Consider the following 26,264-nt stretch of genomic DNA (forward strand, 5'->3'; position numbering starts at 1 on the left):
CAGCCCCCTTCGACCGTGGATATACTCGCGGAGTAGACCGCGCCCACCCGCCCACGTCCGCGTTCCGGCGCCAAGACGGCACGAGCGCGCCCCGCGGCGCCCGGGCGAACGTGCGCGCGGCGAGCGCCGGGATCGACGAAAGGACGGTGATAGTTGAGCCCCATACCGTTCGCGGGATTCGCGGAAGCCGCCGCCGCTTTCCTCGCCGAGCGGCTGATCGAGCCGGGAGCGGTTCTCCGTTCCACGCCGGCTCTGGTCGCCGTCCCGGCCCCCGTGGGCCGGCCCGAAGCGCTGCTCCGCGCCCTTGATGGCGACCCGGCCTTCCTCTGGGCGCCGCCGGAGGGAGCGGTCTCGGCGGGGGTCGGCGCATCCTTCGTCCTTCGCCACAACGGCGAGGACCGCCTCGACGCGCTCCGTGATCGGGCGGCGGACTTCCTGGAGTCGCTCGACGTCACCCTCCACTCCGATTGCCCCCCCTTCGTCCCCTCCCTCTTCGGCGGTCTCGGTTTCGACGCCGGCGGCGGCAAGGAGGAACCTTGGGTCGGTTTCGAAGACGGTTTCTTCTTCCTCCCGCGCTGGTGGTACGCCCGAGACGGCGAGCGCGCGTGGCTCGCCCTCACCCGCGGCGGCGACGACGATCGGTGCGACCTGCGCGCCCGAATCGAGGAACTCCCGCGCCTCTTCGCCGCCATCGAGGAGGACGCCGGTCCCGAGGGGGGCGCGGCGCCGGGGGGGACGATCGAGCGCGAGCCGGAACGCGCGATCTGGGATGACCTGGTCGAGGAGATCCGAGACGGAATCCATGAAGGACGCTTCGCCAAGGTGGTGCTCGCGCGCCGCGCGCGGGTGAATCTCGCGGCCCCCGCGGACCCGATCGGCGTCGTGGAACGCCTCGGCGCCTCCTACCCGGACTGCTACCGTTTCGCCGTGCGGAGCGGCGACGGCTGGTTCGTCGGCGCCACGCCGGAGAGGCTCGTGCGGGTGCGGGGGGTGCATGTCGCCACCGAAGCGCTCGCCGGCACCATCGCCGCCGACGGCCCCATCGAGGAGCGGGACGCGCGCATCCTCACGCTCCTTCAGAGCCGAAAGGATTTGGGCGAGCACGACATCGTGGTCGGCTCGATCCGCCGGATCCTGGAGGCGTTCTGCCTCCGCCTCACCGTTCCGCCCCGCCCGCAGGTGAGGGAGCTCGAGAACGCGATCCACCTCCAGACGCCCATGGCCGGCCTCCTCGCCCGGCCGACGCACATCCTCGATCTCGTCGGCGTGCTGCATCCGACGCCATCGGTGGGCGGCCTCCCCGCCTCCGAGGCGCTCCGTTGGATCCGCAATCACGAACCGCACCGGCGCGGATGGTACGCCGCGCCCGTCGGCCGGTTCGACGCGGGCGGCGAGGGGGATTTCGCCGCCGCGATACGCTCCGGCGTGATCCGTGGCGACCGCGCCTGGATCTACGCGGGCGCGGGAATCGTCCGCGACTCCGAACCGGCGAAGGAGTATCACGAAACCCGGATCAAGATGGCGCCCCTCCTTCGGGCGCTGGGGATCGCGAATTGAACGGAGACGATCACGCGAGGAAGAACCGGGCCGGCGCGAGCCCACAGACGATCTGGGCGAGTGTCCTGATCGACGGACTGGTGCGCGCGGGCGTACGCCGTGCGGTGGTCTCTTCGGGGGCGCGCTCGGCGGCGCTGGTGATCGCCGCGGCGGAGCACGAATCGCTCCACGTAACGCCGGTCGCGGACGAGCGCGCCGCCGCGTTCTTCGCCCTCGGACAGGCGCGCGCCACCGGCAGCCCGACGCTCCTCGTCTGCACGTCGGGGACGGCCGGAGCGCATTGGTATCCCGCGGTGATCGAAGCGGCCGCATCGCGCGTCCCCCTGGTGGCGGTCACCGCCGACCGGCCGCCGGAGTCGCACGGCTGCGGCGCCCCCCAGACCATCGACCAGACCCGTCTCTTCGGCGTCCACGCCCGCCGCTCGGTGGAACTCGGCATGCCGCGCGGCGACGCGGAAGCCCTGCGCGCCCTCCACCGCAAGGCGCTCGGCGCCGTGGCCGACTCTCTCCACCCCATCCCCGGGCCGGTCCATCTGAACGCCCCCTTCGCGGAGCCGCTCGGGCCGGAGCCGGGCGCGCCGGACCGAGAGTCGATGGCCCGCGCCGCCGCCGCCGTGGTCGGCGGTCCCGCGCCGGAGTCGCGCCCTCCCGTCGTCGAGCCGGACCGGGAGAGCTACGATCGCGCCGTCCGTCTCTGCCGCGAAGCGCGCCGGCCGGTCTTCCTCGGCGGGCCCGCTCCGGTCGCCGCGGGCGATGCGTGGTCGTCGGTGGAGCGTCTCGCCCGCCGCCTCGGCGCGCCGATTCTCGCCGAGGGGGCGAGCCAATATCGCTTCACGGGTGAAGATCATCCCCTCCGCTTCGACGGGCACGACCTCTTCCTGGCGTGGGAGGAGACCGCCGCGACGCTCGCCCCGGACCTGGTGCTCCAGTTCGGCGCCTACCCCACTTCCGCCGCGACGCGGCGCTGGCTCGCCGCGACGGGCGGGGCGGACCGCTTGGTCGTCGCGCCTCTCGGCCGGCCGGATCCGCCGGGGGGCGCGGCGCTCTTTCTCCACGGCGCACCGGAGCGGATCGCGGCGCGTCTCCTCCGAGAGATGGAGAGCGTGGAGCCTTCCGTCGAGGAAGAGTGGGCGGGGCTCTTCGCCGCACCGAACCGGAGGGCGTTGGATGAGGCGCGCCGCCTGGCCGGCGGCCCCGTCCTCTCCGAGGCGCGCGTCGCCCGTACCGTGACGGAGACGCTCCCGGACGGCGCCTTCCTCGCCGTCGGCAACAGCAATCCGATTCGCACGGTGGACCGCTACTGCCCGGGATCGACGGCGCGAGCCCCGGTGCTCGCCCAGAGAGGAGCGAACGGAATCGACGGCCTCGTCTCCGCCGCCGCGGGCGCCGCCGTCGCGACCGGCCGTCCGGTCACCCTCCTCCTCGGCGACCTCTCTTTCCTGCACGACCTAAGCGGTCTCGCCGCGGCGCGCGAAGCGACAACGCCCTTCGCGATCGTGGTGGTCCGGAACGACGGCGGCCGCATCTTCGAGAGCCACGGGCTCGGCTCGTCGAAGGAGGCGGCGCCCTTCCTGGAGCGCTACATGATCATGCCTCACGGGTCGGACCTCGCCCACGCGGCGCGCCTCTTCGACCTCCCCTTCCACCGGGCCGTCTCGGACGACGGGCTGCGCGAAGCGCTCGGGGCCGCCGCCGCCCGCCGGGGCGCCACGGTGATCGAAGCGACGATCCCTCCGCGCGCCCCGAAACCGTTTTAGGTCGTTATTGCTTTTCGTCTTTGTGTTCGCTCTCGACCGCGCGAGCGGCGCCTTTCCGTTTTTCGCGCGCGCGCACGAGCAGGGCCGGAGAACGGCGACAACCGTTATAATGATCCGCGCGGAGAGCCCGATGAACCGGAACGGAAGAAATGACATTCTGCGTGACGGCGAAGCGGAGGGAACCTTCCTCCTGCTCCACGGTTTCGCCGGCGCGCCGGAGAGCTGGACGACGACCCTCCCGGGGATCGGCACGGGAGCGGCGGTCCGTGCGCCCGCGCTTCCCGGACATCACAACGGCCCCCCGGCGCCGATGTCCGGCCTTCCTTTCGCCCACCCGGTCGACGAGATGTCGGAGCGCATCGGACCGGCGCCGGCGGGGGGCTTTCGCCTCGTCGGTTACTCCATGGGGGCGCGCGTCGCCCTCGCCCTCCTCCTCCGCCGGCCCGGCGCGTTCCGAAGCGCCCTGCTCATCGGCGTCCACCCCGGGATAGGTAGCGACGGGGAACGGCGGGAGAGAGAGCGGTGGGAGGAACGCTGGGCGACCCTGCTCGAAGAAGAAGGAATCGAGGCATTCGTCAACGCCTGGGAGAGGCTCCCCCTCTTCGCCACGCAGGAGCGCCTCCCCGAAGAGACGCGAAAAGCCCAGCGCCTCGTCCGCCTCCGACAACATCCGGACAGTCTCGCCGCGGCGATGCGCGCGCTCGGCCTCTCGCGGATGCCCGATTTCCGCCCCGGGCTCGCCGGCGTCGCCGCGCCGATCCTCTTCGTCGCTGGCGACGAGGATCCTCGCTTCGTCCGCCTCGGTAAGGAGGCGGCGGCGATCGCCCCGCGGGGTCGCTTCCTCGCCGTCCCGGGATGCGGGCACAACACACCTCTCGAACGACCGGACGAAACGGCTCGCCTCATCCGCTCTCTATATTGAACAGGGAGAACACCCCTCTCCGCGGCGGGCGGCGGGCCGAACGGCGGGGTACAATCCATTATTTCACAACGCGTTGCGCCGGCGGCGGGCGGGCGGGAAACCCGTCCGCGCCCTTACCCCTTCAGAACCCCGAATATTCCTCCGATAAAGAAGTTAGATCGATTGCGCGCGCCGGAATCCGACGGGACGACCGCCGCGCCGCGGTATCAAGAACAAAGCACGAGTCGCGCGGCGACGCGGGACGCATCCCCCAGCCCGTTTCGGGCGGCGGACCGCCATGAATCGTAACGAAACGAACAACCGCATCGACGACGTCGCCGGCGCCACGCACCCGCTCACCTTTGCGTCCGTCGAGCAAATCCTCCGCCACCGCCTCGATTTCGAGAAGCTCATCATGGAGGTGTCGACCGACTTTGTTCGCCGCCCCCTCGCCGAGCTGGATCACGTGATCGACTCAGCGCTGGAGAGGATCGGGGTTTTCTCCGGCGTCGACCGCTGCTACCTCTTCCAGTTCACCCGGGACGGCGCCCGCATCTCCAACACCCACGAGTGGTGCGCCCCCGGCGTGGAGACGATGATCGACCGGCTTGTCGACCTGCCCGCCGATGAATTCCCCTGGATCATGGGGCGCCTGCGTATGGGCGAGACGGTTCACCTGCCGGACACAAGCGACCTGCCCGAAGAGGCGACGGCCGAGCGGGTCGAGTTCCAGCTCGAAGGAATCCGCTCCCTTCTCAACGTGCCCATCGTCTGCGGCGGATCGACGATCGGCTTTCTCGGTTTCGACGCGGTCCACGCCCCCAAGACTTGGGACGACGACTCGATCGCTCTGCTCCGGATCGCCGGCGAGATCTTCGCCGGCGCGCTGGCGCGCAAGCATACCGAACGCATCCTCTGCGAGAACGAAAACCGATACCTCAACCTTCTGGAGGCTCTGAACGACGGCGTCTCCGTGCTGAGCGAGGGGGGGGCTTTCGTTTACGTCAATCGGCGCTTTCTCGAGATGACAGGCTATGAGAAAAGCGATCTGCTCGGCAGGAGCGCCGAGGAAGTGGTGGCGGAGGAGCACCACGCCCTCCTGCGACGGGAGATGGAGAACCGCCGCCGACACGAGCCGGGCATCTACGATCTGGAGCTCATCGACCGGCGCGGCGGGCGCCTGCCCGTGCAGGTTTCGGCGGCGCCGCTCTCCGATCCGGAGGGGCGCTATGCGGGCTCCATCGCCGTGCACACCGACATCTCACCCGCGAAACGGGCGGAACGGTCCCTCCGCGAGCACACCCGGAGCCTCGAAATCCTGAGCCGCGTCGTGATCGACGCCAACAGAGCGCAGGACCTTGATTCGCTACTCGACACGGTCCTTCGCTGCGCCCTCGACCTCGTCGGTTTCGAGGCGGGCGGGGTCTATCTCGCGGACGACAAAGGCCGGGTCGCCCGTCTCGCCCGGCACGCAGGGCTCTCGCCGGAGTTCGTCGAGGAAGTGCGCGTCCGTTCTCTCGACCAGCCCCCTTACTCCGCCGTCTTCGGAAGCGGGCAGCCGATTCTGACCGACGCCTATGAGGATTTCAATCCGGAGCTGGCCGGGCGGTTCGGCCTCGCCACCCTCGCCATTCTCCCTTTCCGGCAGAAAGACCGCGTCATCGGCTCGCTCAACCTCGTTTCCCCCCGCCGCCACCAATTCACGGAGCACGAGATCCGCACGTTGCTCGCCCTCGGCCGCCAAGCGGCCGCGCTGATCGGAAACATGCGGGCGGAGGAGAACCTACAGGAAAGCCACCGGCGGAACGAAGCGCTGATCGCGGCGATCCCCGACCTGATTTTCGTGCTCGACCGAAACGGGAACTATCTCGACTTCCGAGCGCGGGACGAGCGGGCCCTGGCGATCCCCCGAGAGAAACTGATCGGCTCGAACATCCGCGACGCCGGCCTCCCCCCGGACCAACTCCGCTCGGCGATCGAGGCGATCGACTCGGCGATCCGGACGGGCGAGCCCCGGTGCGTCGAATACGATCTGGACCTTCCGGTCGGGCGGCGCTCCTTCGAGGCGCGCATCGCCCCCCTCTCGGGCGACCGAGTCATCTCCATCGCGCGAGACATCACGGAACGGAGCCGGGCGCTCGAAGACCTGCGCGCCCTCGACAAAATGAAGGATGCCTTCGTCTCTCTCGTCTCCCACGAGCTGCGCACCCCACTCTCCTGTATCCTCTCCTCCTCGGAGTTGCTGCTCGACGGCGACGACGGCCCGGAATCACGCGAGGAATTCCTCCAGATCATCCGCTCCGAGAGCCGGCGCCTGATGCGCCTGATCGAGGACGTGCTCGATCTGTCCCGCATCGAGGCGGGCGGGATGCCCTGGCACGACGACCTCCTCCGACTGGACGAGGTGGCGCGGCGCACCATGCAGGTCCACGAGCACCTGCTGCGCGAGAAATCGCTCCGTTTCCGCCTCGAAACCGACGCGGAACTGCCGTCGGTCCTCGCCGACCGCGACCGAATCCAGCAGGTCTTCACCAACCTGGTCGGCAACGCGATCAAGTTCTCCGAACCGAACGGCGAGATCCGCATCGACATCCGCCGTTTCGCCGGGAAACGGGACGGCGAGGCGCCGGAATGGCTCCGCGTCTCCGTGACCGACCAGGGAATCGGAATCGACGAAGAGGACTTCCAGATCATCTTCGACAAGTTCCGCCAGGTGTCCCGGGACAAGGAACACCTGCGCGACCGGCCGAAGGGGACCGGCCTCGGCCTGCCGATCTGCAAAGAGATCGTCCAACACTACGGCGGCGAGATCTGGGTGGAGAGCGGCGGCGGCGCGGGAAGCACTTTCTTCTTCTCCCTGCCCGCGGCGGCCTCTTCCTCCGTAGGGGAAACCGCGCTCCGGGGCGGCGCGAAGGGACGGGAAGAACGATGACGCGGCGACTACGGAACCGGGACGGGGCGGAAGGAGGTCGCGATTTCGCGTCGCTTCCGCCGGAACTGCTGGACGGTCTGGAGGAGGCGGTCTGGATCGCCTCGGCGGACGCCCCCGAACAACTTGTTTATGTCTCGCCCCTTTTCGAGGAGCTCTTCGGCGTCCCCTGTGAAGACCCCTTCGGGAACCACCCGGGCTGGCTCGACGCGATCCATGCCGACGATCGGCCCGTCGCGGCGCAGGCGCTTCAAGACTTCCACGCCGGGCGGGACTCCGTCGCCGTCGAGTGCCGCCGGGACGGGGCGGCCGACGCGAACCGCTGGCTCCGGATACGCGCTTTCCGCGCCGGACCCGACCGCGCGCACCTGGTCGGCGCGGCACGGAACGTGACGGCCCGCCGGGGGGCCGAGCGCGCGCTTCGGAAAAACGTCGAGGAATACGCGGCGCTGATGGAACGTTCCCTCCAGGGGGTGCTGATCGTCGAGCGCGTGGAAACGCCCCGAATCCTCTTCGCCAACCCGGCCGTCGCGGAACTGCTCGGCCGGCGGGTCGAGGAACTGCTCGCCGCTCCGCCGGGAACCCTTTTCGACATGGTGCACCCGAACGATAAGGAGTGGGTCCGCGAGCATTTTCAGGCGCGGGCCGGCGGACGGGCCGTGGCGAACGCAAACGAATTCCGCGTGGTCCGCAAGGACGACAGCGTTCGCTGGGCCTCCACCTTCGTTTGGCCGATCGACTTCTTCGGGAACGCCGCCTACCAGGTCGCCGCGATCGATATCACCGAGAGAAAAAAGGCCGAAGCGGAGATGCGGCGTCTTCAGATGTTGGCGGAACGGTCCAATTTCGGAATCGCCGAGGCGGACCTGGACGGCTATCTCACCTACGTCAATCCCTACATGGCCGCCGTGCACGGCTACCGGTCCGAGGACTTGGTCGGCCGTCACCTGCGCGTCTTCCACTGCGAGGATCAACACGCCGAGGTGGACCGCCTCCTGGAAGTTCTCCGAGAGACGGGCGCTTTCGAGTCGACCGAGGTTTTGCACTGCAAAAAGGACGGCGCTTGCTTCCCGATGTTGATGAACGGCGCCGCCCTGCCGGACGAGCAGGGGTGCGCCTTCCGCCTGGCCACCACCGCCATCGATATCCGGGATCGGAAGGAGGCGGAAGAGGATCTGCGCCGTCACAGAGACCGCCTGGAAAAGATCGTCCACGAGCGCACGACCAGCCTGCGGGATACCAATCGGCGGCTGCAACAGGAGATCGGGGTGCGGAAAGACGCCCAGGAGCGGATCCGGCGCCTGAACGAGCGGCTCGAACAGCGCGTGCTGGAGAGGACCGCCGAGCTGGAGAAGGCCTGCGAGGAACTGAAGGAGTTGGACCGGATGAAAGACGCCTTCGTTTCATCCGTCTCCCACGAGCTGCGCACGCCGCTCACGTCGATCCGTTCCTTCTCCGAGTTCCTACTCCAGAACGAGGAAGACTCCGAGACGCGACAGCATTTTCTCGAAATCATTCACACCGAAACCGAAAGACTCGCGAGCCTCGTGGATCATGTGCTCGAGCTTTCCCAGATCGAATCGGGAACCGCCGGGTGGTGTGATGAGCCCTTCTCCGTCGGTCTCGTGCTGCGCGAGTCGGTCCGCGCCCGCGAGGAGGAGTGCCGCGGGCGCTCCATCGCCATCGACCTGAAACTGGAAGAGAACCTTCCCACAACGGTCGCCGACATCCAGAGGATCCGGCAGGTGGTGGACAACCTCCTCGACAACGCGATCAAGTTCTCCCCCGACGGCGGTACGATCGCGGTCCACGCCGCCCCCTTCCAATCGCGCCGCTCCTCCGAGCCGGAGAGCTGGTTGAAGGTCTCCATCGCCGACCGAGGCCCCGGCATCGACCCGAAACACCACGAGGCGATCTTCGACCGCTTCTTCCAAATCATGTCGAACGTGCTCACCGACAAGCCGCGCGGCTCCGGTCTCGGCCTGCCGATCTGCCGGAAGATCATCAGCCGCTACGGCGGCAATGTCTGGGTGGAGAGCGGTCCCGGCGAGGGGAGCACCTTCACCTTCACCCTCCCCGGTCCGCGCGAGGGCGCGCCCCCGAAAGAGACGCCCGCCGAAGAGGCGCGCGCCGAGTCGGAGGCGCGCGAAGTGCCGTCGATCCCCGACCTCTGACCCGTTCCGCTCCGAAACCTCACCCCGCTTGTGCTAACCTGAAAGCCGCAGGCGCGCCGCGCCGCACCGCCCCGAACGGAGAACAAAGGAGGAAGCCGTGTCGACGGTCGTCTGGAAACCGGTTCCGGATTTCGCCTTCGAGGACATCCGCTACGAGCGCTCGCCGGAGGGAATCGCTAAGATCACGATCTGCCGCCCGGAGGTGCGGAACGCCTTCCGCCCGCAAACCGTGGACGAGATGGATCGCGCCTTCGCCCACTCCCGCGCCGACGGCTCCGTCGGCGTGGTGATCCTGACCGGCGAGGGGCCCGACGCCTTCTGTTCCGGCGGCGATCAGAGGGTGCGCGGCGAGGGGGGTTACGTCGGCGATGACGGCGTCCCCCGTCTCAACGTGCTCGACCTGCAACGCCGCATCCGCACGCTCCCCAAGCCGGTGATCGCCATGGTGGCGGGCTACGCCATCGGCGGCGGCCACGTGCTCCATCTGATGTGCGACCTGACCATCGCCGCCGAGAACGCCCGCTTCGGCCAGACCGGCCCGCGCGTGGGGAGCTTCGACGGCGGGTACGGCTCCTCCTACCTCGCCCGCGTGATCGGCCAGAAGCGCGCCCGCGAGATCTGGTTCCTCTGCCGTCAATACGACGCGCGGCGGGCGCTCGAGTGGGGGCTCGTGAACGCGGTGGTTCCCTTGGAGGAACTGGAGGAAGAGACGGTACGCTGGTGCCGCGAGATCCTGCGGAACAGCCCGACGGCGATCCGATGCGTCAAGGCCGCGATGAACGCGGACTGCGACGGCCAGGCGGGATTGCAGGAGCTGGCGGGGAACGCGACGCTTCTTTTCTACCAGACCGAAGAAGGGCGGGAGGGACGAAACGCCTTCCTCGAAAAACGGCCGCCCGACTTCGGCGGGTTTCCGCGGCTCCCATGAACGCATCCCCTCCCGAGGCGGCGCCCGGATCGCTCCGGGCCTGGGTCCTGGCTTCCCGGCCGGCGACCCTTTTCGCGGCGATCGCGCCGGTGCTGGTCGGGACCGCCTGCGCCTTTCACGCCGGCGGCTTCCGGGCGGGGCCGGCGGCGGCGGCGCTCGCCGGCGCGGTGCTGCTGCAGATCGGCTCCAACCTGGCGAACGACCTCTTCGACTACGAACGCGGGACCGACCGCGAGGACCGTCTCGGCCCGGCGCGGGCGGCTCAGCACGGGCTCATCACCCCGCGCGGGCTGCGGGCGGGGATGGCGATCGTCTTCGGCCTCGCCGCGGCGTTCGGCGTTTATCTCGCCGCCGTCGCCGGCTGGCCGGTGATCGTGATCGGCCTCCTTTCCATCGCCGCGGCGATCGCCTACACCGGCGGTCCTTTTCCTCTCGGCTACCACGGCCTGGGCGATCTCTTCGTCTTCCTCTTCTTCGGATACGCGGCGGTCTGCGGCACGGCCTTCGTGCAGGCGGGGCGGGTGCCGGCGCTCGCCTGGATCGCCGCCGCGCCCGTGGGGGCGCTCGCCACGGCGATCCTCGTGGTGAACAACACCCGCGACTGCGAGACGGACAGGCGGAGCGGCAAGCGCACCTTGCCGGCCCGCTTCGGCCGCCGGGCAGGGAGAATCGAGCTGACGATACTCATCCTCTTCGCCTACGCCTCCCTCGCCGTGCCGGTCGCCGCGGGGCTCGCCGCGGCGTGGGCGTTCCTCCCGCTCCTCACCCTCCCCCTCGCGGCGCGGGAGACGCGGACGGTCTGGACCGCCGTGGACGGCCCCGCGCTCAACCGTTCCCTTCGCGGAACGGCGCGGCTCCATTTCCTGTTCGGCGCGCTTCTGGCGATCGGGCTGGCGGCGGGAGGGTAGGGCGATGGGCTCCCGGCGGACCGCGATCGTTCGCATCGAAAGATTCTCCGGGGCGATCGGCGCCGCGTCGAACGCGCGTCGTTCTTGGGGGCGGCGCGAGGGATTCCTCGTCACGATCGAGGACGACGGGGGTATGGTCGGGACCGGCGAGGCATCCCCGCTCCCCGGCTATTCGCCGGACGACATCGCCCGCTCGGCGCGCGCGCTTCGAGGCGCGTGCGCCAGTCCACCGTCGCCCCTCCGCCCCGATCGGCCGGTGGAGCCGCAGCTCGTTACCGCGCTCCGTGACATCGACCCGGGGGCGCCCGCCGCGCGTTTCGCCATCGAGAGCGCGCTGCTCGATCTCGCGGCGCGCCGGGCGGGTGTTTCCGTCTCCCGCCTGCTCGCCGGCGATCGCGCCGAGAGAACGATCCCCCTCTCCGCGCTCCTTCGGGAGAGGGATCCCGATCGCGTCGCCACGGAGGCGCGGGGGGCGGCGGCGCGCGGCGTGGCCGCCCTGAAAATGAAAGTGGGCGTGCCGGGCCGATTCGATGAGGAGGCGGAGGCGTTCCGGCGGGCGCGGGAAGCGGCCGGAGGCGCGATCCTTCTCCGCGCCGACGCGAACGGCGCCTGGTCGCCGGCCGAGGCGCGGCGAAAGATGGCGGTCCTCGCGGAGACGGCGCCGGAGTACGTGGAGCAGCCGGTGGGCGCCGAGGAGTTGCTCCGCTTCGCCGGCGCGCCGGTCCCGGTCGCGGCGGACGAGACCCTTCTCCTCCCCGGCGCCGCCGGAAGACTGCTGCGAGGAAGCGCGCGGGAGCGCGTGCGCGTCCTCGTCCTCAAGCCGACCCTCCTCGGCGGATTCACGGCGGCGCTCCGGATCGCCCGGTCGGCGGAGCGGGCGGGGACGCGGGTGACGGTGGGACACGCGCTGGAAGGTCCCGTCGCCCTCGCCGCGGCGGCGGAACTCGCCCTCGCCCTCCCCGGCGAGCCCCTCCCCTGCGGGCTCGACCCGCACCCGGGGCTGGAGGCGTGGCCCGCCGGCCCGCCCCCCCAGATCGGCCCCGCGGTCATCCGCCCCTCCGGCCGGACCGGGCTCGGCGTCGATCCGCGGAGGGACCGGCGATGAACCTCTCCTTCCACGCCGCGGCGCGGGAGCGCCCCGCAAGCGCCGCCCTCGTGGAGCACGGAAATGTCTTCACCTATGAAGAGCTTCTTCCCCGGGTCGAGGCGGCGATCCGCTCTTTTCGCGCCGCGGGCGTCGCACCCGACCGTCCGGCGGCGATCGAGGTCGCTCCGAGCGCCGTCTCGATCGTCTCGCTCTGGGCGCTCTTCGAGATGGGCGTCCCGGCCCTTCTCCTTCATCCCGGATGGACCGATGCGGAGCGCCGCCTCGTGCTGGAAGAGGCGGCGCCGGTCCGGCTCATCGCACTCCCCCGCGACGTCGACTGCGATCGCGCGCCGGACGAGCCGGAAATCCCGCCCGCGCCCCTTCCGGACGACGAGCGCCCGGCGGCAATCCTTTACACCTCCGGCGTTTCGGGGCGGCCCAAGGGGGTGCTCCTCTCCCGCCGCGCCTTCGCCGCCGCCGCCGCCGCGAGCGCGCGCGTTCTCGGCGTGAAAGAGGAGGATCGCTGGGGGCTCTGCATGCCTCTCGCCCACGTGGGAGGGCTCTCCATCGTCACCCGCTCCCTCTTCGCCAGGCGCGCCGTGGCCGTCGCCGCCCCCTTCCGCGCAGACACGCTGATCCGCGCCGCGGCGCGGGACCGGATCACCATTCTCTCTCTGGTGCCGACCATGATGACCCGCCTTCTCGACCGGGAACCGCCCTGGCGACCGCCGAAACATCTCCGGGCGATCCTGCTCGGCGGCGCGCCGATCTTTCCTTCGCTCCTCAAGCGATGCGCGCGAATCCACGCGCCGGTCCTTCCCACCTGGGGGATGACCGAGACATGCGCCCAGGCGGCGACCGCTCGCCCGGACGGAGTCCCGCACGCGGAAGCCGCCGCTCCACCGCTCCCCGGCGTGGAGTTGCGAGCGCCCGGCGGTCGCGTCGAGGTCCGCGGGCCGACCCTTTTCAGCGGCTACTTCCCCGCCGGCGCGCACGCGGATCCCTTCGACGACGAGGGTTGGTTCGACACGGGGGACCGGGGATTCCTCGACGACGGCGGCCGGCTCCACGTTCTCGGCAGGCGGGAGGAGGTCCTGATCAGCGGCGGCGAGAACGTCTCGGCCCCCGAGGTCGAAGCGGCGCTTCTGGAGCACCCGGACGTGGAGGAGGCGCTCGTCTTCGGCGCGCCGGACCGGGAATGGGGGGAGAGAATCGCGGCGGCGGTTGTCCTCCGCGAGGGGGCGATTCTTGACGACGGCGCGCTCCGCGACCACGTCGAGGCGCGCCTCGCCCCGCACAAGCGCCCGCGCCTCCTCGCCGTTCTCCCCGCGCTGCCGCGCACCGCCGCCGGCAAGACCGACCGCGGCGAAGCGGCGCGCGCCGCCCTCTCCCGTCTCCGCCCTCTCTGAGACGGCCTTTCCTGTGGTTTCCGCGCCCCCCTTACCGTAAAATCGCAGGATCGGGCTATCGCGAAACCCACGAAACCAACGGAGGATGGAATGATGCGACGCGTGACGGCGGTCCTCGCCGCGGCGCTCCTGGCGGTCGCCGCCGGCTGCATGGACTACGACGAGACGATCGATCTGAACAAGGACGGATCGGGGACCATCGAGATTCGCATGGCGATGGACAAGGAAGCCTATCAGGACATGCGCGATCTGGCCGAGCAATTCGGCGAGGAACAGGACGACATGCTCGCCGATCTCTCCGAGTCGGACATCCGGGCGCGCCTGGAAGAGGGCGGCTCGCAAGCGAAACTGCTCCGCTACGAGGAATCGGAAGAGGGGAGCGATCGGGTCTGGGAGATGGCCTTCTCTTTCGAGAAGCCGGAGGATCTCGCCCACGTCGGCATGACGGGCGACGGCGACGCGTCGGCCTTCACGTTCACGCCGCGGGCGGACGGCAAGTGGGTCTATGCGCGCGCCCTGGGAGCCGGGGCGGGTGATGTCTCCCTCGGTGAGGACGACTCCGGTGGGATGCCGGAGGGGATGGAGGATTTCGATCCCGAATCGTTCGATCCCGAGCAGATGCAGGAGGCGATGAAGGCGCTCGGTGAAGCGATGGCGGACATGGAGGAGATGATGAGCGAAGAGGACATGGAGGAGATGTCCCGCTCGATGGAGGCGCTCGGCACGATGGGCAAGCACGCGGAGCGCATGGAGGGAGAAATGGAGCACCGCGTCTTCCGCTTCACCGTCCGCTTTCCCGGCAAGGTGATCGAATCGAACGCCACGCGCGTCGACGGGAAGACCGCCGTCTGGGAGTACAAGCTCGCCGACATGGACCGGCTGGAAGGGGGCTTCACCGCCGTCATCGACCGCTGACGGACGCGCCCCTCATGGGGCGGACGTCCCGGTTCCGCCGGGGCGTCCGCCCTTTTTCGTTCCCGGCGATGTTGTGGACCGCCGCCGGGCGCGGTGGTAGGTTTCTCTCATGATCGTCTTCCTTCTTCAGTTCTTTCCCAAACTTTCGGAAGCGTTCATCCTCGACGACCTGTGCGGGATGGAGCGCCTCGGCGTCCCCTTCACCGTCTGGGCGCTCCGCCCCTGGCCGGAGGAGAGAACGCACCCGGACGCGAAGCGCCTTCTCCCGCGCGTCACCTATCTCGAAAGCGAGGGGCTTTCCCGCCGCGCGAAGGGAGCCGCCCTCGCCGGTCTCGCGCTCCGCTCACCGCGGCGCACCCTCGCGGCGCACCGCGATTTCACGGGACGTTGGGCGGAGAGGCTCCGCTGGGTTTACAGCCAGTCTCTCCCGCGGGCGGCCCGACTCCGCCGCGCCGGCGCCACCCACCTGCATGCCCACTTCGCCGGACCGGCGCTGGACCATGCCTTCGTCCTCTCCCGGCTGACCGGTATTCCTTTCTCCTTCACCGCCCATGGGTCGGACCTGCTTCTGCGGCCCCACCCCCTGCTCGGCCCGATCGCCCGTGAGGCGGCGGCGATCTTCACCCCCACTCGCTTCAACCGGGACGCGCTCGTCGGCCGCTACGGCGTGCCGGAAGAGAGAATCGTCCTCGCCGCGAACGGCGTCGACACGGAGCGCTTCCGTCCGAGCGCCCGCAGGGAAACGGGGATGATCCTGACGGTGGCGCGCCTCCACCCGGTCAAGGGGCTGGATTTTCTGATCGACGCGTACGAGATCCTCGCCGGCCGGGGGATCGCTTTTCGGGCGCGCATCGTCGGCGACGGGCCGGAGAGGGGAAGGTTGGAGAGGAAAATCCGCGACGCGCGTCTGGAGGACCGGGTGCGGCTGGAGGGGAGCCTGGCCCGCGGAGAGGTTTTGGAGATGCTCGGCCGGGCCGAGATCTTCGCGCTCGCGAGCCACAGCGAGGGGCTTCCCATGTCCGTGTTGGAGGCGATGAGCTGCGCCCTCCCGGTGGTGGCGACGCGCATCACCGGGCTGCCGGAACTCGTCGAAGAGGGAGAGACGGGGCATCTCGTTCCTCCGGGAAACGCGGCGGCGCTGGCGGACCGGCTGGAGCGCCTCCTCGCCGACGGGGATTTGCGGGCGCGGATGGGCCGCGCCGGCAGGGAGAGGGTCGCTTCCGAGTACCGGCTCGAGGACATCGTCCGTCGCCGGGTGGAGAGGCTCCGCGGAAATGCTTGAAGACGAAAAGAACGAGTCGGACGCCCCGCCGGAGGGGGACCTGCGAACCACCACGACCCGGAACGTGGCCTGGTCCATGTTCAGTCTCTTCGGGAGTCGCGTGCTCACCCTGGCCGGCACGGCGGTGCTGGCGCGCCACCTCGAACCGTCGGATTTCGGCGTGGTCGGGCTGGTGGGTATCGTGACCGGCCTGGTCACCCTGATCGGCAATTTCGGCCTCGGCGCGGCGATCATCTACCGGAAAGACGTGGACGAGGGACACCTCGCCACCTCCTACTGGTTCAATGTGGCGGTGGGGATCGTGCTCACCGTCATCACCATCGCCTTCGCGGGCACGGCGGCGGGTTACTTCCACAACGAAACGGTCCGGCCCGTCGCCTACTGGCTCTCCCTCAACTTCCTGATCAACTCCCTCTCTTGGGCGCACGGCTGCATGCTCACCAAGAACCTCCGTTTCCGGGCGCTGGCGATCATCCGGGTCTCCTCGGTGGTGATCCGGGGGATCACGGCGATTCTTCTGGCGGTGGTTTTCGACTTCGGCCTCTGGGCGCTCGTGGCGGCGGACCTGGCGATGAACACCTTCGCCTCCTTCGGACGATTGGCCGCCTATCGCTGGCGCCCGCCCCTCACTTTTTCGGTCGTCAAGTTCCGGCAACTTTTCCGTTACGGCATCAACCTGACGGGCAGCTCCATCCTCGGCTACTTCGCCTCCAACATCGACTACATCCTGATCGGCCGGCTGCTCGACTCGACGCAGCTCGGCTTCTATCAGTTCTCCTACTCGGTGCCGCACATGGTGCAGCACGGCTTCACCATGTCGCTGACGCGGGTGCTCTTCCCGGTCTTCTGCAAAGTACAGGACGACAACGCCCGCTTCGGCCGCGGCTACGTGCGCACCCTGAGGGTCATCACCCTTCTCGCCTTCCCGGCGCTGATCGGGCTCGCCGTGATCGGCGCCCCCTTCGTGCGAGTCGTCTACGGCGCGCGCTGGGAGCCGGTGATCCTGCCGATGCAGATCCTCTGCTTTTCCGCCATCGCCAGGAGCATGATGGCCGCCAACGGCCCCGTGCTGAACGCCAAGGGCCGGCCGGACGTCGGCTTTTACTGGAGCGGCGCGCACCTGGTTCTCACCGCCGCCACGGTCTGGTTCCTCGCCCGCTACGGCGTGATCGGGATCGCCGCCGGCATGACGCTGAGCGCCTACTACTCGGCCATCCCCGCCTACATCGCCACGCGGATGATCCGGCTCCCCTTCCGGCGCTGGATCGCCGCCGCCGGACCGGCCGCCCTCTGCACCGTCATCATGTCCGCCTTGGTTTTCTCGATCCGGCGCTGGATGCTTCTCCCGGCCGGCGCCTCCGACCCGGCGCAGCTCCTGATCCTCGCGCCCCTCGGCGCCGGCGTTTACGCGCTCCTTTTCCGCTTCCTCTTCCCGGCGGACTGGCGCGACCTCTTCGAGCTTGCCCGGAGCAGCTTCCTTTCCGGGCGCCGGAAGGAGTCCCGGTGAACGGCGGCGGGATCCGAATCGTTTATGTGTCTAATCATCCCTGGGAGGGGCTGCGGCGGCGCGCCCACCATCTCTCCTCGGCGCTCGCCCGAAAACCGGGTGTGGAAAGGGTCCTCTTCGTGAACCCCCGGGTGGAGGCGGTTCAATTGCCGGGGCGGCGGCGCGGCCCGGCGGGGGAACGGTACGACTCCCGGCGATCCTCCCGCCGTCGCGCGGAGGAGGAGGGCCCGGCGCTCGTCACGCCGGTCCGATGGGTGCCTCTTTCCGGCCGCGTAAAGGCGCTCGCGCGGCTCAACGCCGCCACGGAAATCCGCCGGATCGAGAGGGGGGCGGGCGGCCCCTTCGTCCTCCTCGGCAACGCGATCGGCGGCCACATGGAGGAAATCGTCGCCGGTCTCGCCCGGCGCCATCCCTTCCTTTTCGATTGGACCGACGACTTCTCCCGCTTCGAGGCCTATCGCCGGAATCCCGAGGCGCTCCGCCGCCTGGAGAAGAGGATCGCCCTCTACGTCGGTCTTGCGCGCGGGGTGATCGCCGTGAACGCCCACGTGGCGGCGGAGGCGCGCCGGGCGGGCGCGGACCCCTCGGTGGTCCCGAACGGCGCCGACATGGAGGGGATGGCCCCCGCCCTCGGGCCGCTGCCGATCCCCGCCCCGCTCGCCGACCTGGGGGATCGGCCGGTGCTCGGCTACGCCGGCGTCTTCACCGGAGCGAGGATCGACGCGGACCTGATCGACGGCGCACTCGAACGACTCCCGGGGTGGACGCTCGTCGTTCTCGGCGATCGCGACGAAACGCTGGCGGCGCGCTTCCTCGGGAGGCCGGAGGTCCGCTTTCTCCCGCCCGTCCCGCCGGCGGAACTCCCGGCGTGGTACGGGCGCTTCACGGTGTGCGTGATCCCCCATCTCGACAACGAGCACACCCGCGGCAACGACCCCCTCAAGCTCTACGAGGCGCTCGCCGCGGGGCGGCCGGTCGTGACCACGCCGATCGCGGGCACGGAGCCCTTCCGCGAAGTCGTGGAGATCGCATCCGATCCGGAGGGCTTCGCGCGCGCCGCGGAGAGGGCCCGCGCCGAGGATGGACCGGACGGGGCGGAGGCGAGGCGCGAAGCGGTCCGGTCCTGCTCCTGGAGCGCCCGGGCGGACCTCGTCCTGAAGCTGGTGCGCCCCATCGCCGCCGGGAGCGATGCGGGGCCCCCTTTGCGCGCCGGCTCCCCGATGTAGACATTACGGAGAGGCCCCCGGGAGGAGAAGATGCTCGATCTCGTTCGACGAATATTGGGAAGCGGCGAGGGCGATGCGGGCGATGCGGGGGCGCCTCCCCGCGACGTGAGCGTCGCCGCCTGCGCCGTTTTCCTCGAGATGGCCCACATCGACGGCAGGTTCACCGAAGAGGAGCGCCGGAGCGTGGTCCGCCAGCTCCGCGAGGAGTTCGGCCTCGCCGAGGAGGACGCGGCGGCCTTGGCCGTGGCGGCGCGCGAGGAACGGGAGGGGAGCCTCGACCTCTGGCGCTTCACCGATCTCATCAATCAAAACTTCACCGACGAAGAAAAGGACCGGCTCATCGAAAGGATCTGGCGGGTCGTCTACGCCGACGGAAGGCTGGATGCGCACGAGGACTACCTGGTCCATCAGCTCGCCCACCTGCTCCGCCTCGGCCACCGCCGTCTGATCGAAGCCAAGCTCCGCGTTTTACGCGACCGGCGCTCCGGGGCCGAACCGGAACGGGAAAGAGGAGAGTCATGATTCGTCACGCCGCGTCCGCGCTTGCCTCGATCCTTCTTCTGGCGCTGTCCGCCGCCGCGCCGCCGGCGCTCGCCGCGGAGCCGACCGTGATCCGCCTCGAAAACGGCCTCGAGGCGGTGCTGATCGAGAATCACGGCGCGCCGATGATCACCGCCACCCTCGTGGTCCGCACCGGAACCGACGACGAAACCGCCGATCTTTCCGGCGCGGCCCACCTGCTGGAGCATCTGCTCTTCAACGGCACGGAGCGGCGCACGCAGAAACAGCTCTACGACGAGGCGGATCTCCTCGGCGTCTACAACAACGCCGCCACCCGCCGCTTCTACACGGTCTATTTCGTCCTCGCCGGCCGCGACCGGATCGCCGAAGCGATGGACATCCAAGAGGACATGGTCTTCCACTCCGTCTTCCCGCCGGACAAGTTCGAGAAAGAGAAGGGGATCGTCGTCGAGGAGATCGGCAAGGACGAGCAGGACCCCGCCTATCTCGCGGACCGCCTGATCCGTTCCGTCCTCTTCGCCGGAACCCCCTACGCGCGGCCGGTGCTCGGCACCCGCCGCTCCGTCGGGGAAATGTCCCGAGACGACCTGGTCGCCTACTGGCGCTCCTGCACCGTCCCCGGCAACTCGGTGCTCCTGGTGGCGGGCGATTTCGAAACGGGCGCGATGATCGAGCGGGTGCGCGAGATTTACGGGCGGCGGGAGGCCGCGCCGCCGTTGAAGCCGAGGGAAGAGACGCCCCCGCCCCTCGCCGAGGGGGGGCGCGCCCGGATCTTTCACACCGAAAGAGATGACGGCGTAATCACAGTCGCCTTCGACGCCCCCGGCCACGATGATCCGGATTTCCCCCTCTTCCACGCACTCGCTCTTTTCGCCGAGGGAAGGCTCGCGCGCGAACTGTCCGACGGCGACGATCCGGTCGCCTCTTCCGTGGGGGTCGCTTACGAGGGACGCGCGCGGTGGGGGCGGCTTCTCGTCACCGCCTCCTTCCCCGCCGGCCGCGACCCGGCCCGTGTGGAGCGGGAGATCGTCGCCGCCCTCGATCGTCTCGCCGCATCGCCGCCGCCGCGAGACGAGGTGGAGCGGTTCCGCGTCTCCGAGAGAACGACGGCGATCTATGACGCGGAAAAGCTGCACCACTACGGCCTCCTGCAAGCGGAGGCGCTCGCCCGCGGCGGGTGGAAAACGACGGAGGCTCTCCGCGCGGCGGCGGACCGGCTCGATCCGGAGACGATCGTTTCCGGATTCGCGCGGCTTGTCGACACCAAGCGCCGTCTCTCGGCGGCGATCCTTCCGGGAGCGCCCGATTACGGCGAGAAGGATCTCGCGGTCGAGGTGAAAAACGAGATTCCGCTCGCGAATCGGGAGCGGCTCGCCGGCCCGACCGGTGGATTCGCCCTGCTCCGCGCTCCGGCGACGCGCCCCGAAGCGGAGACGGGCAACCGCCGCGAGGAAGCGGACACGGTCCTCGCGAACGGCCTCGAGATCCGCGTCCTCTCCAACGACGATTCGGAGGTGTTCGCGCTCCACCTCCTCGCGAAAAACCGCTCCGCCCAGGAACCGGAGGGGCGCGCGGGGATCGCGGACCTGCTCCACCGCCTCCTCGTCCGGGGGACCCTCCACGCCGACGCGGAAGCACAGACCGCGGCGCTCGAAAGGATCGGCGCGGAGGTGAAAGCGTGCGACTGGTCCTTTATTCCTTTTGACGATTACCAAACGGTGCCGGACTATTCGTATCTGCGGTTCACGACCATCGACGCCTACGCCGACCGGGGAATCGCCCTCTTCGCGGACATGGCGCTCCGTCCGGCGATCGATCCGGAGGAGGCGGATGCGGCGCGCGCGAACGCCGTCGCCCTCGCCCGGCGACGCGCCTCCCGTCCCGCCACGCTCTCCCTGCTCCTGTTGAAAGAGGCGGTCTACGGCGATCACCCCCTTGCCCGGGACCCCGAGGGGAACGCGGCCTCCCTCGAGGCGATCACCCCGGACGAGATCCGCGCCTTCCATCGCCTCTACTTCGCCCCGGACAACCTGATTCTGACGGCGGTCACCTCGCGTCCGGCTCGGGAAACGCTCCTTCGTCTCGCCGGGCATTTCGGCGCGCCCGGCCCGGCGGTACGCCGTCTCCCGCCCCACGCGCCACCCGAGCCGACCAGGGAGAGCGCGCGCGTCGAAAAGGAACCGGGCGGTACGCAGGGGTATCTGCGGATCGGTTACGTGACGCGCGTTCCGGAAAAGGATCGCGCCGCCCTCCGCGCAGCCGTTTCGATCCTCTCGGACCGGATCGCATTCGACCTGCGCGAGACGCGCGGCCTCGCCTACGGCGTCGGCGCCGGCGTGACCTTTCACGCCGACCGCGCGATGATCGCCGCGGCGATCGGCACCGCGCCGGGGAACATCGACGAAGCGGAAGAGGGGATCCGCGAGCACCTGGACCGCATGGGAACCGAGCCGGAGATCGGCGCGGAAGAGCTGGAGCGCACCGTGAACGCCCTCATCGGCCGCGGGAACATGCGCCTCTTGACGCGGCCGAGCCAGGCGTATCGTCTCGGTCTCTCCCTCTTCCGGGGCGACGGGGAGCCGTCGATGGAGGACCTGCGGGCGCTCACCCCGGAGCGCGTCGCGGAGGCCGCTCGGCGTTATTTACGCGCCTCGCCGGCGGCGACGGTCGTGGTGCGCTAGACACGGGGCGGCCCGGGCGACGCCGGTCGAGCCCCTCTCGCGCTCGCGGCGAAGGGCGCCCCCTTGTGCCAATCGGTCCGCCGCCGTATGCTTGAGCGGTCGACATTCCTCCCCCTTATCCCGGAGACCGGTCCCGATGCTTTTTCCCGCCGACGCCAAAGGGCTGCACGCGCTTCTCGGCCGCCCCACGCCGGAACCGCCGACGCCGGAGAGGATCTACCGCCCTTACGCGAGCCTCTTCCCTCTCGTCGAACGCAAGGGGGAGCTGCGCGCCCTCTTGGCGCAGAAGCAGATCTCGCCCGGCTACATCTGGAGCGGGCAGATCGGGATGGTGGGGGGGGGCGTGGAGGAGTCGGACCGGGACGATCTCGCCGCGGCGCTTCGGGAATGGGAGGAGGAGACATCCCTCCGCCCGGAGGCGCTCGACGTGTTGGGGGATCTGGGTTGGTTTCCGAGCGCCCTCGCCGACGCCACTCTTCACGTTTTCGCCGCCCTCTGGGACGGCGGCGGCGACCCACGACCCGACGAGAAAGAAATCGCCCGTCTGATCGAGACGCCGCTGGAGGCGCTCATCCACACCCACCAAGAACGGGGCTACGCCGGAGCGGACGGGGAGAGCCTCGGCGAACGACTCGTCTATCCGATCGAGGAAGGGGTGATCTGGGGAGTTACGGCGCGGGCGACCCACGCTCTTCTGGAGCGGCTACTCGGCGGATCGCGATGAGCGTGGCGAGGGCCACCGCGTAGACCGCGGCGCCGAGCAGCAGCACGCGCGTGTACCCGAAGGCGATGGCGAGCAGCGTGGCCAGCGCGGAGGCCGAGACCGAGGCGGCCCCGTTCACCCCCCACACCCACGGAACCATCCCCGACCTCGCCCCACCGAGGGCGCGAATCCCCGCGGGAAAAGGCATTCCCATGAGCACCGCCGGGGGCGCGAGCGCGGCGATGGTGAGGAAAACCCGCGCCGGGAACGGGGCGCCGATCGCCGCGACGAAAAGGCGGGGAAGCAGAAAGGCGGAACCGGCGACCGCGACGACGACGAGGGCGATCACCGAGGGGAAGGCGCGGGCCGGGAGCCGGGCGGAGAGAAAGCTTCCCGCGCCGCTTCCCACGAGCATGGCGAGAAGCACGACCGACAGAGCGTGCACCGGATGCCCCAAAAACAGAATGAACCGCTGCACCAGCGGGATCTCGACGAGGAGATAGCCGAGCCCCAGCGCGAGGAAATAAACGAGGAAGAGGGCGCTCTCCCGGCTTCGGGGGAAAGACTCGCCGCGGCGCACCAGCGCCGGCGCCGCCAGAAAGGCGCCGGTCAGCGCGACCACGATCACCAAAAGCCCCACCAACACGAACACGGCGCGCACATTATTCTGCACCACCCCCTGTTCGATCCCGTCACCGCCGCCGCCGAAGAGCCGACGAAGCGCGTCGGCGGGCCGCAGCGTGAAAAAGAAGAAGGGGCGGTCGTCGGTGGAGGGGCGGATGTCCACGGGGTAGCCGTCGGCCATCCGTTCCGGCCCGACTCGGGCGAGTCTTTCGAAGTCGGGGTGGCCCGCGAGGCCCGGAGCGTAAACCACATCGAAGCGGAGTTCCTCCGCGAGCCGCCGGAGGTGCTCCACCTCGCCGGGGACCCACGGGGAGCGTTTCACCAGCAAGGTTCCCACCCCGTCCCGGAACTCGCCGACTCGATACGCCCAGTCCCATGTCGATCGCTTGATGACGACGACGTGGGCCGCCGGATCCTCTTCCCCCATTTCGCCAAGCGCGGCGAGCGCCGTACCGGTCAGCCGGAGCGTCTCGATCGGGCGTCCCTTGAAAAACCAGCGGGACATGGTGAGGATCCCCTCCGGAGACAGCCGGCCCAGGAAATCGACGAAAGCCTCGCGCGTATATAGATTGTTTTCGCTTAAAACGTACGCGCCGGCGCTGGTGGCCGCCCATGTGTCGATGAGAGACGCCTGAATGATGTCGTACCGCTCCTCGGAGCGTCGGAGGAAGCTGCGCCCCTCGGCGCTCACGATTCTCACGTCCGGGCGGTCGTAGAGGCCGCCGGCGTATTCGCCGAAGCGGTCGCGGACCGCCGCGACAATGGCGGGGTTGATCTCCACGCCCGTGACGGGGCCGTGCCCGAAGGAGAGCGCCGTCAGCACGTCCCGGCCGCCGCCGGGTCCGATGACCGCCGTCCGCGCCCCCTTGCGGAGCGTGTAGGCGAGGGCGGTTACGTCGTATTGAATGGCGCGCACGGAGTCGAAATCGCCGTCGAAACGGACGATTGGCGTCCCCGCTTCGGCGTCGATCTTCAACCAGAGCGTCTCCGGCTTGGGGCCGCGATACGCCTCGCTGGTCGCCCAATTCACCGTCCCCTTTTCGGTCACCGAAATCCGCGCCATGGCGTTCCATCGCTCATAAAGGATCTCGCTCTCCAGCTCGTCCTTGGCGAAGTCGATCCGGAAGAGGCCGGTCGCCTCGTGGATCCCGAGAAGGACGAAGAGCGCCGCCGCGACGGCGACGGAGCGGCGCATCGGCGCGCGGGGGACTCCGGCGGCGAAGAAGACCGCCGCGACCGCCGCGACCGCCCCCGTCGCGAACATCGCCCCCGGCCCGGAAACGAGGTTGAGGAGGGGGACGGCGAGGGCGCAACCGAGACCGGCGCCGAGAAGGTCCATGCCGTATACGGCGCCGATCCTCGCGCTGTATCGGGAGAGGGCGAGGCCCAGGACCACGCCGCCGAGCACGAAGGGGGTCGCGGCGAAGAGATAGATCAACGAGAGGGACACGAAGGCGGGGAGGGAGACGCGGTAGACGAACGGCACGCCGAGAATCAACACGAAAGCCCCCGGCATGGAGAGGGCGAAGAGAAGCGCGAAACGGGCCATCTGCGCGTCGACGCCTTCCCGCGGGAATCGTTCGGGGAAGAAGTGGAGGAGCAGCCCCCCCGCACCGAGACCGAAAAGAGCGAGGGAAATCGCCAGGAAGGCGAAGTGGTACCAGAGCACCACCGAGAAGATACGGGTGAGGGCGATCTCGAAAACGAGTAGGGCGAGCGAGGTGATCAATACCCCGAGGAGCTTCGTTCGGGTCAAGGGCGGAAGGCTCACGAAACCTCCTCCGGGGCGAGACGGGGAAAACTCCTCGCCAGACTATCGGAACGCGCGGCTTTCGTGCAAGGAAACCGGGAACGGGTCTGCGTTCTTTCCGTTACGGGAGTTCGCGGCGGGCGCGACCGCGTCCCCTCGCATTCCCCCGAATCGGCCCGCGATGCCGGGCGAGCGGCGGCCGCGCTTCACGCTTCCCAGTCGTAGGTTTCGAGATAGAAGCGGAGATCGCCCGCGGAGCGGAAGCGATCCCGGATCAGCGTTCCTTTTAAGCCCCGGCAGATCTCTTTGACGAGGGGGGGCTGCTTTCCGTAATAGCGGGCTCCGCCGAGGATCCCGTGGAAAAGGTGGACGATGTCGACCACGTCCTGAAGGATTTTCTCTCTCGATGGTCGCCCCAGATCGAAAAAATCGACCGTCTTGATTCGAAAGCCGAGACCGCGCCTCTCGACGAGAATGTTGTCGTCGTGCAGATCCCCGTGATACTCGCCCATGTCGTGAATCGGTTCGATTCCGGTGGCGATCGCGTGAAGAAGGTGGAGCGCCTCAAAGGAGGCGAACCGTTTCCCGGGCTGATGACATTGAAACGCGCTCAGGATTTCCCCCGGCGCAAGATCCGCGACCACGTATTCAATCGTGTACCCGCGGAAGGAGATTCTGTCGTGGTACAGATAGGGAATCACCACCGGGCAGTCGCGGAGACGGTGCAGTTTCATGGCGTACTTCCGCGCCGCGCTCCCTTTGCCGTTTCGATCGGGGTAGTAGAACTTGGCTACCCGGCTGATCCCGGTGCCTCGTTCCACAATGTGATAGACCTCCCCCTCCCAGCCGGCGCCGATCCTCTCCTCGAGAACGTATCGCCCCCCGAGCGCCCGTCCCGAGCAGAAGTCGAAATGCTCGAAATTCCTACTCATCCCGGTCCCCCAAGGCTCCGGATTCCCGGCGGGTCCGGACCCCAACGGCCCGGCACCCTCCTATTGTAAGGCTTTGAACCGTGCTAAGAAAACACCCCTCGTGCGAACGACTTGATATCCGCCCACTTTCTTTGCGACGCCCGACAACGCCATGGGCGCTTTTTAAAAGGACGCCCCTGGGGCGCCATCTCACATCGCCAGTAACAACAACAAGTTGTCGATCTTGTGGCTCTCTCTTCCCCCCGGCATGCTTTCTGCTCTGGTTGACCCATGGGAACGGATCCGTTGAGGGATCGGCGACCGTCGGCCCGGGACGTGCGGTTGGGCGGATGGGAAGGGCCGGCCGGACCATGAAGCGTGGATCGAAAATCGGGAGGTCACCGGGACGTCTCGAGGCCTCCCTCCGCGGAGATTCACCTTCGGTCCGGTCTCGATCCCTCGGGGGGGGGTGGGGGGGGGTTGCCACGGCCAA

18 protein-coding genes are annotated in these 26,264 nt (G+C 69.2%); 16 read left to right on the top strand and 2 right to left on the bottom strand.

Features of this window, described 5'->3' with window-relative positions; translation table 11 throughout:
• The first annotated feature begins 153 nt into the window (after positions 1-153).
• The 16 genes from JW958_13125 to JW958_13200 all read left to right on the top strand — a co-directional run bounded on the left by JW958_13125 (position 154) and on the right by JW958_13200 (position 22,507).
• Positions 154-1,557: an isochorismate synthase gene (locus tag JW958_13125; GenBank protein ID MBN1827193.1), complete on the top strand. Its 1,404-nt coding sequence runs from the start codon at positions 154-156 to the stop codon at positions 1,555-1,557.
• Complete coding sequence (menD, locus tag JW958_13130) at positions 1,554-3,314, top strand: 2-succinyl-5-enolpyruvyl-6-hydroxy-3-cyclohexene-1-carboxylic-acid synthase (GenBank protein ID MBN1827194.1); 1,761 nt, start codon at positions 1,554-1,556, stop codon at positions 3,312-3,314. Before JW958_13125 ends, menD begins: the two co-directional genes overlap by 4 nt.
• Positions 3,315-3,444: 130 nt before the next feature.
• Positions 3,445-4,236, top strand: a complete 792-nt coding sequence (locus JW958_13135) for an alpha/beta fold hydrolase (GenBank protein MBN1827195.1) — start codon at positions 3,445-3,447, stop codon at positions 4,234-4,236.
• Between the two features lie 277 nt (positions 4,237-4,513).
• Entirely contained in the window at positions 4,514-7,147 is a 2,634-nt protein-coding gene (locus JW958_13140) for a PAS domain S-box protein (GenBank protein MBN1827196.1), read from the top strand.
• Positions 7,144-9,318 carry a PAS domain S-box protein gene (locus tag JW958_13145; protein MBN1827197.1) on the top strand — a complete coding sequence of 725 codons (2,175 nt, stop codon included), beginning with the start codon at positions 7,144-7,146 and terminating at the stop codon, positions 9,316-9,318. The genes JW958_13140 and JW958_13145 overlap by 4 nt, the downstream gene beginning before the upstream one ends.
• Positions 9,319-9,415: 97 nt before the next feature.
• Positions 9,416-10,246: a 1,4-dihydroxy-2-naphthoyl-CoA synthase gene (menB, locus tag JW958_13150; protein ID MBN1827198.1), complete on the top strand. Its 831-nt coding sequence runs from the start codon at positions 9,416-9,418 to the stop codon at positions 10,244-10,246.
• The gene (locus JW958_13155) at positions 10,243-11,154 is read left to right on the top strand and encodes a 1,4-dihydroxy-2-naphthoate polyprenyltransferase (GenBank protein MBN1827199.1); all 912 of its coding nucleotides are present in this window, start codon (positions 10,243-10,245) and stop codon (positions 11,152-11,154) included. The genes menB and JW958_13155 overlap by 4 nt, the downstream gene beginning before the upstream one ends.
• 4 nt (positions 11,155-11,158) lie before the next feature.
• Entirely contained in the window at positions 11,159-12,259 is a 1,101-nt protein-coding gene (locus tag JW958_13160) for an O-succinylbenzoate synthase (protein ID MBN1827200.1), read from the top strand.
• Positions 12,256-13,650 carry an AMP-binding protein gene (locus tag JW958_13165; protein ID MBN1827201.1) on the top strand — a complete coding sequence of 465 codons (1,395 nt, stop codon included), beginning with the start codon at positions 12,256-12,258 and terminating at the stop codon, positions 13,648-13,650. The genes JW958_13160 and JW958_13165 overlap by 4 nt, the downstream gene beginning before the upstream one ends.
• Positions 13,651-13,740: 90 nt before the next feature.
• Positions 13,741-14,565, top strand: coding sequence for a hypothetical protein (locus tag JW958_13170; protein MBN1827202.1), 825 nt, complete (start codon positions 13,741-13,743; stop codon positions 14,563-14,565).
• Between the two features lie 109 nt (positions 14,566-14,674).
• Entirely contained in the window at positions 14,675-15,847 is a 1,173-nt protein-coding gene (locus tag JW958_13175) for a glycosyltransferase (protein ID MBN1827203.1), read from the top strand.
• Entirely contained in the window at positions 15,840-17,354 is a 1,515-nt protein-coding gene (locus JW958_13180; GenBank protein ID MBN1827204.1) for an MOP flippase family protein, read from the top strand. Before JW958_13175 ends, JW958_13180 begins: the two co-directional genes overlap by 8 nt.
• Positions 17,351-18,580 carry a glycosyltransferase gene (locus JW958_13185; GenBank protein MBN1827205.1) on the top strand — a complete coding sequence of 410 codons (1,230 nt, stop codon included), beginning with the start codon at positions 17,351-17,353 and terminating at the stop codon, positions 18,578-18,580. The genes JW958_13180 and JW958_13185 overlap by 4 nt, the downstream gene beginning before the upstream one ends.
• Before the next feature lie 30 nt (positions 18,581-18,610).
• Entirely contained in the window at positions 18,611-19,102 is a 492-nt protein-coding gene (locus tag JW958_13190; GenBank protein MBN1827206.1) for a TerB family tellurite resistance protein, read from the top strand.
• Positions 19,099-21,783 (top strand): insulinase family protein, encoded by a 2,685-nt coding sequence (locus JW958_13195; protein MBN1827207.1) that lies wholly within the window; start codon positions 19,099-19,101, stop codon positions 21,781-21,783. The genes JW958_13190 and JW958_13195 overlap by 4 nt, the downstream gene beginning before the upstream one ends.
• A gap of 136 nt (positions 21,784-21,919) precedes the next feature.
• Positions 21,920-22,507, top strand: a complete 588-nt coding sequence (locus tag JW958_13200; GenBank protein ID MBN1827208.1) for a CoA pyrophosphatase — start codon at positions 21,920-21,922, stop codon at positions 22,505-22,507.
• On the opposite strand, the gene JW958_13205 is transcribed toward JW958_13200, so the two are convergent.
• Positions 22,452-24,881 carry a hypothetical protein gene (locus JW958_13205; protein ID MBN1827209.1) on the bottom strand — a complete coding sequence of 810 codons (2,430 nt, stop codon included), beginning with the start codon at positions 24,879-24,881 and terminating at the stop codon, positions 22,452-22,454. The genes JW958_13200 and JW958_13205 overlap by 56 nt on opposite strands.
• 185 nt (positions 24,882-25,066) lie before the next feature.
• Positions 25,067-25,792 (bottom strand): serine/threonine protein kinase, encoded by a 726-nt coding sequence (locus JW958_13210; protein MBN1827210.1) that lies wholly within the window; start codon positions 25,790-25,792, stop codon positions 25,067-25,069.
• Positions 25,793-26,264: the final 472 nt, after the last annotated feature.

The sequence above is a fragment of the Candidatus Eisenbacteria bacterium genome (assembly GCA_016930695.1).
Lineage (GTDB): Bacteria > Orphanbacterota > Orphanbacteria > Orphanbacterales > Orphanbacteraceae > JAFGGD01.

What these genes read in the sequence shown, in the direction of transcription:
- JW958_13190 (MBN1827206.1), top strand. Translation starts at nt 18,611, where the DNA reads ATGCTCGATCTCGTTCGACGAATATTGGGAAGCGGCGAGGGCGATGCG.
- JW958_13195 (MBN1827207.1), top strand. Translation starts at nt 19,099, where the DNA reads ATGATTCGTCACGCCGCGTCCGCGCTTGCCTCGATCCTTCTTCTGGCG.
- JW958_13180 (MBN1827204.1), top strand. Translation starts at nt 15,840, where the DNA reads ATGCTTGAAGACGAAAAGAACGAGTCGGACGCCCCGCCGGAGGGGGAC.
- JW958_13155 (MBN1827199.1), top strand. Translation starts at nt 10,243, where the DNA reads ATGAACGCATCCCCTCCCGAGGCGGCGCCCGGATCGCTCCGGGCCTGG.
- JW958_13200 (MBN1827208.1), top strand. Translation starts at nt 21,920, where the DNA reads ATGCTTTTTCCCGCCGACGCCAAAGGGCTGCACGCGCTTCTCGGCCGC.
- JW958_13140 (MBN1827196.1), top strand. Translation starts at nt 4,514, where the DNA reads ATGAATCGTAACGAAACGAACAACCGCATCGACGACGTCGCCGGCGCC.
- JW958_13170 (MBN1827202.1), top strand. Translation starts at nt 13,741, where the DNA reads ATGATGCGACGCGTGACGGCGGTCCTCGCCGCGGCGCTCCTGGCGGTC.
- JW958_13175 (MBN1827203.1), top strand. Translation starts at nt 14,675, where the DNA reads ATGATCGTCTTCCTTCTTCAGTTCTTTCCCAAACTTTCGGAAGCGTTC.
- JW958_13160 (MBN1827200.1), top strand. Translation starts at nt 11,159, where the DNA reads ATGGGCTCCCGGCGGACCGCGATCGTTCGCATCGAAAGATTCTCCGGG.
- JW958_13135 (MBN1827195.1), top strand. Translation starts at nt 3,445, where the DNA reads ATGAACCGGAACGGAAGAAATGACATTCTGCGTGACGGCGAAGCGGAG.
- JW958_13165 (MBN1827201.1), top strand. Translation starts at nt 12,256, where the DNA reads ATGAACCTCTCCTTCCACGCCGCGGCGCGGGAGCGCCCCGCAAGCGCC.
- JW958_13145 (MBN1827197.1), top strand. Translation starts at nt 7,144, where the DNA reads ATGACGCGGCGACTACGGAACCGGGACGGGGCGGAAGGAGGTCGCGAT.
- JW958_13210 (MBN1827210.1), bottom strand. Translation starts at nt 25,792, where the DNA reads ATGAGTAGGAATTTCGAGCATTTCGACTTCTGCTCGGGACGGGCGCTC.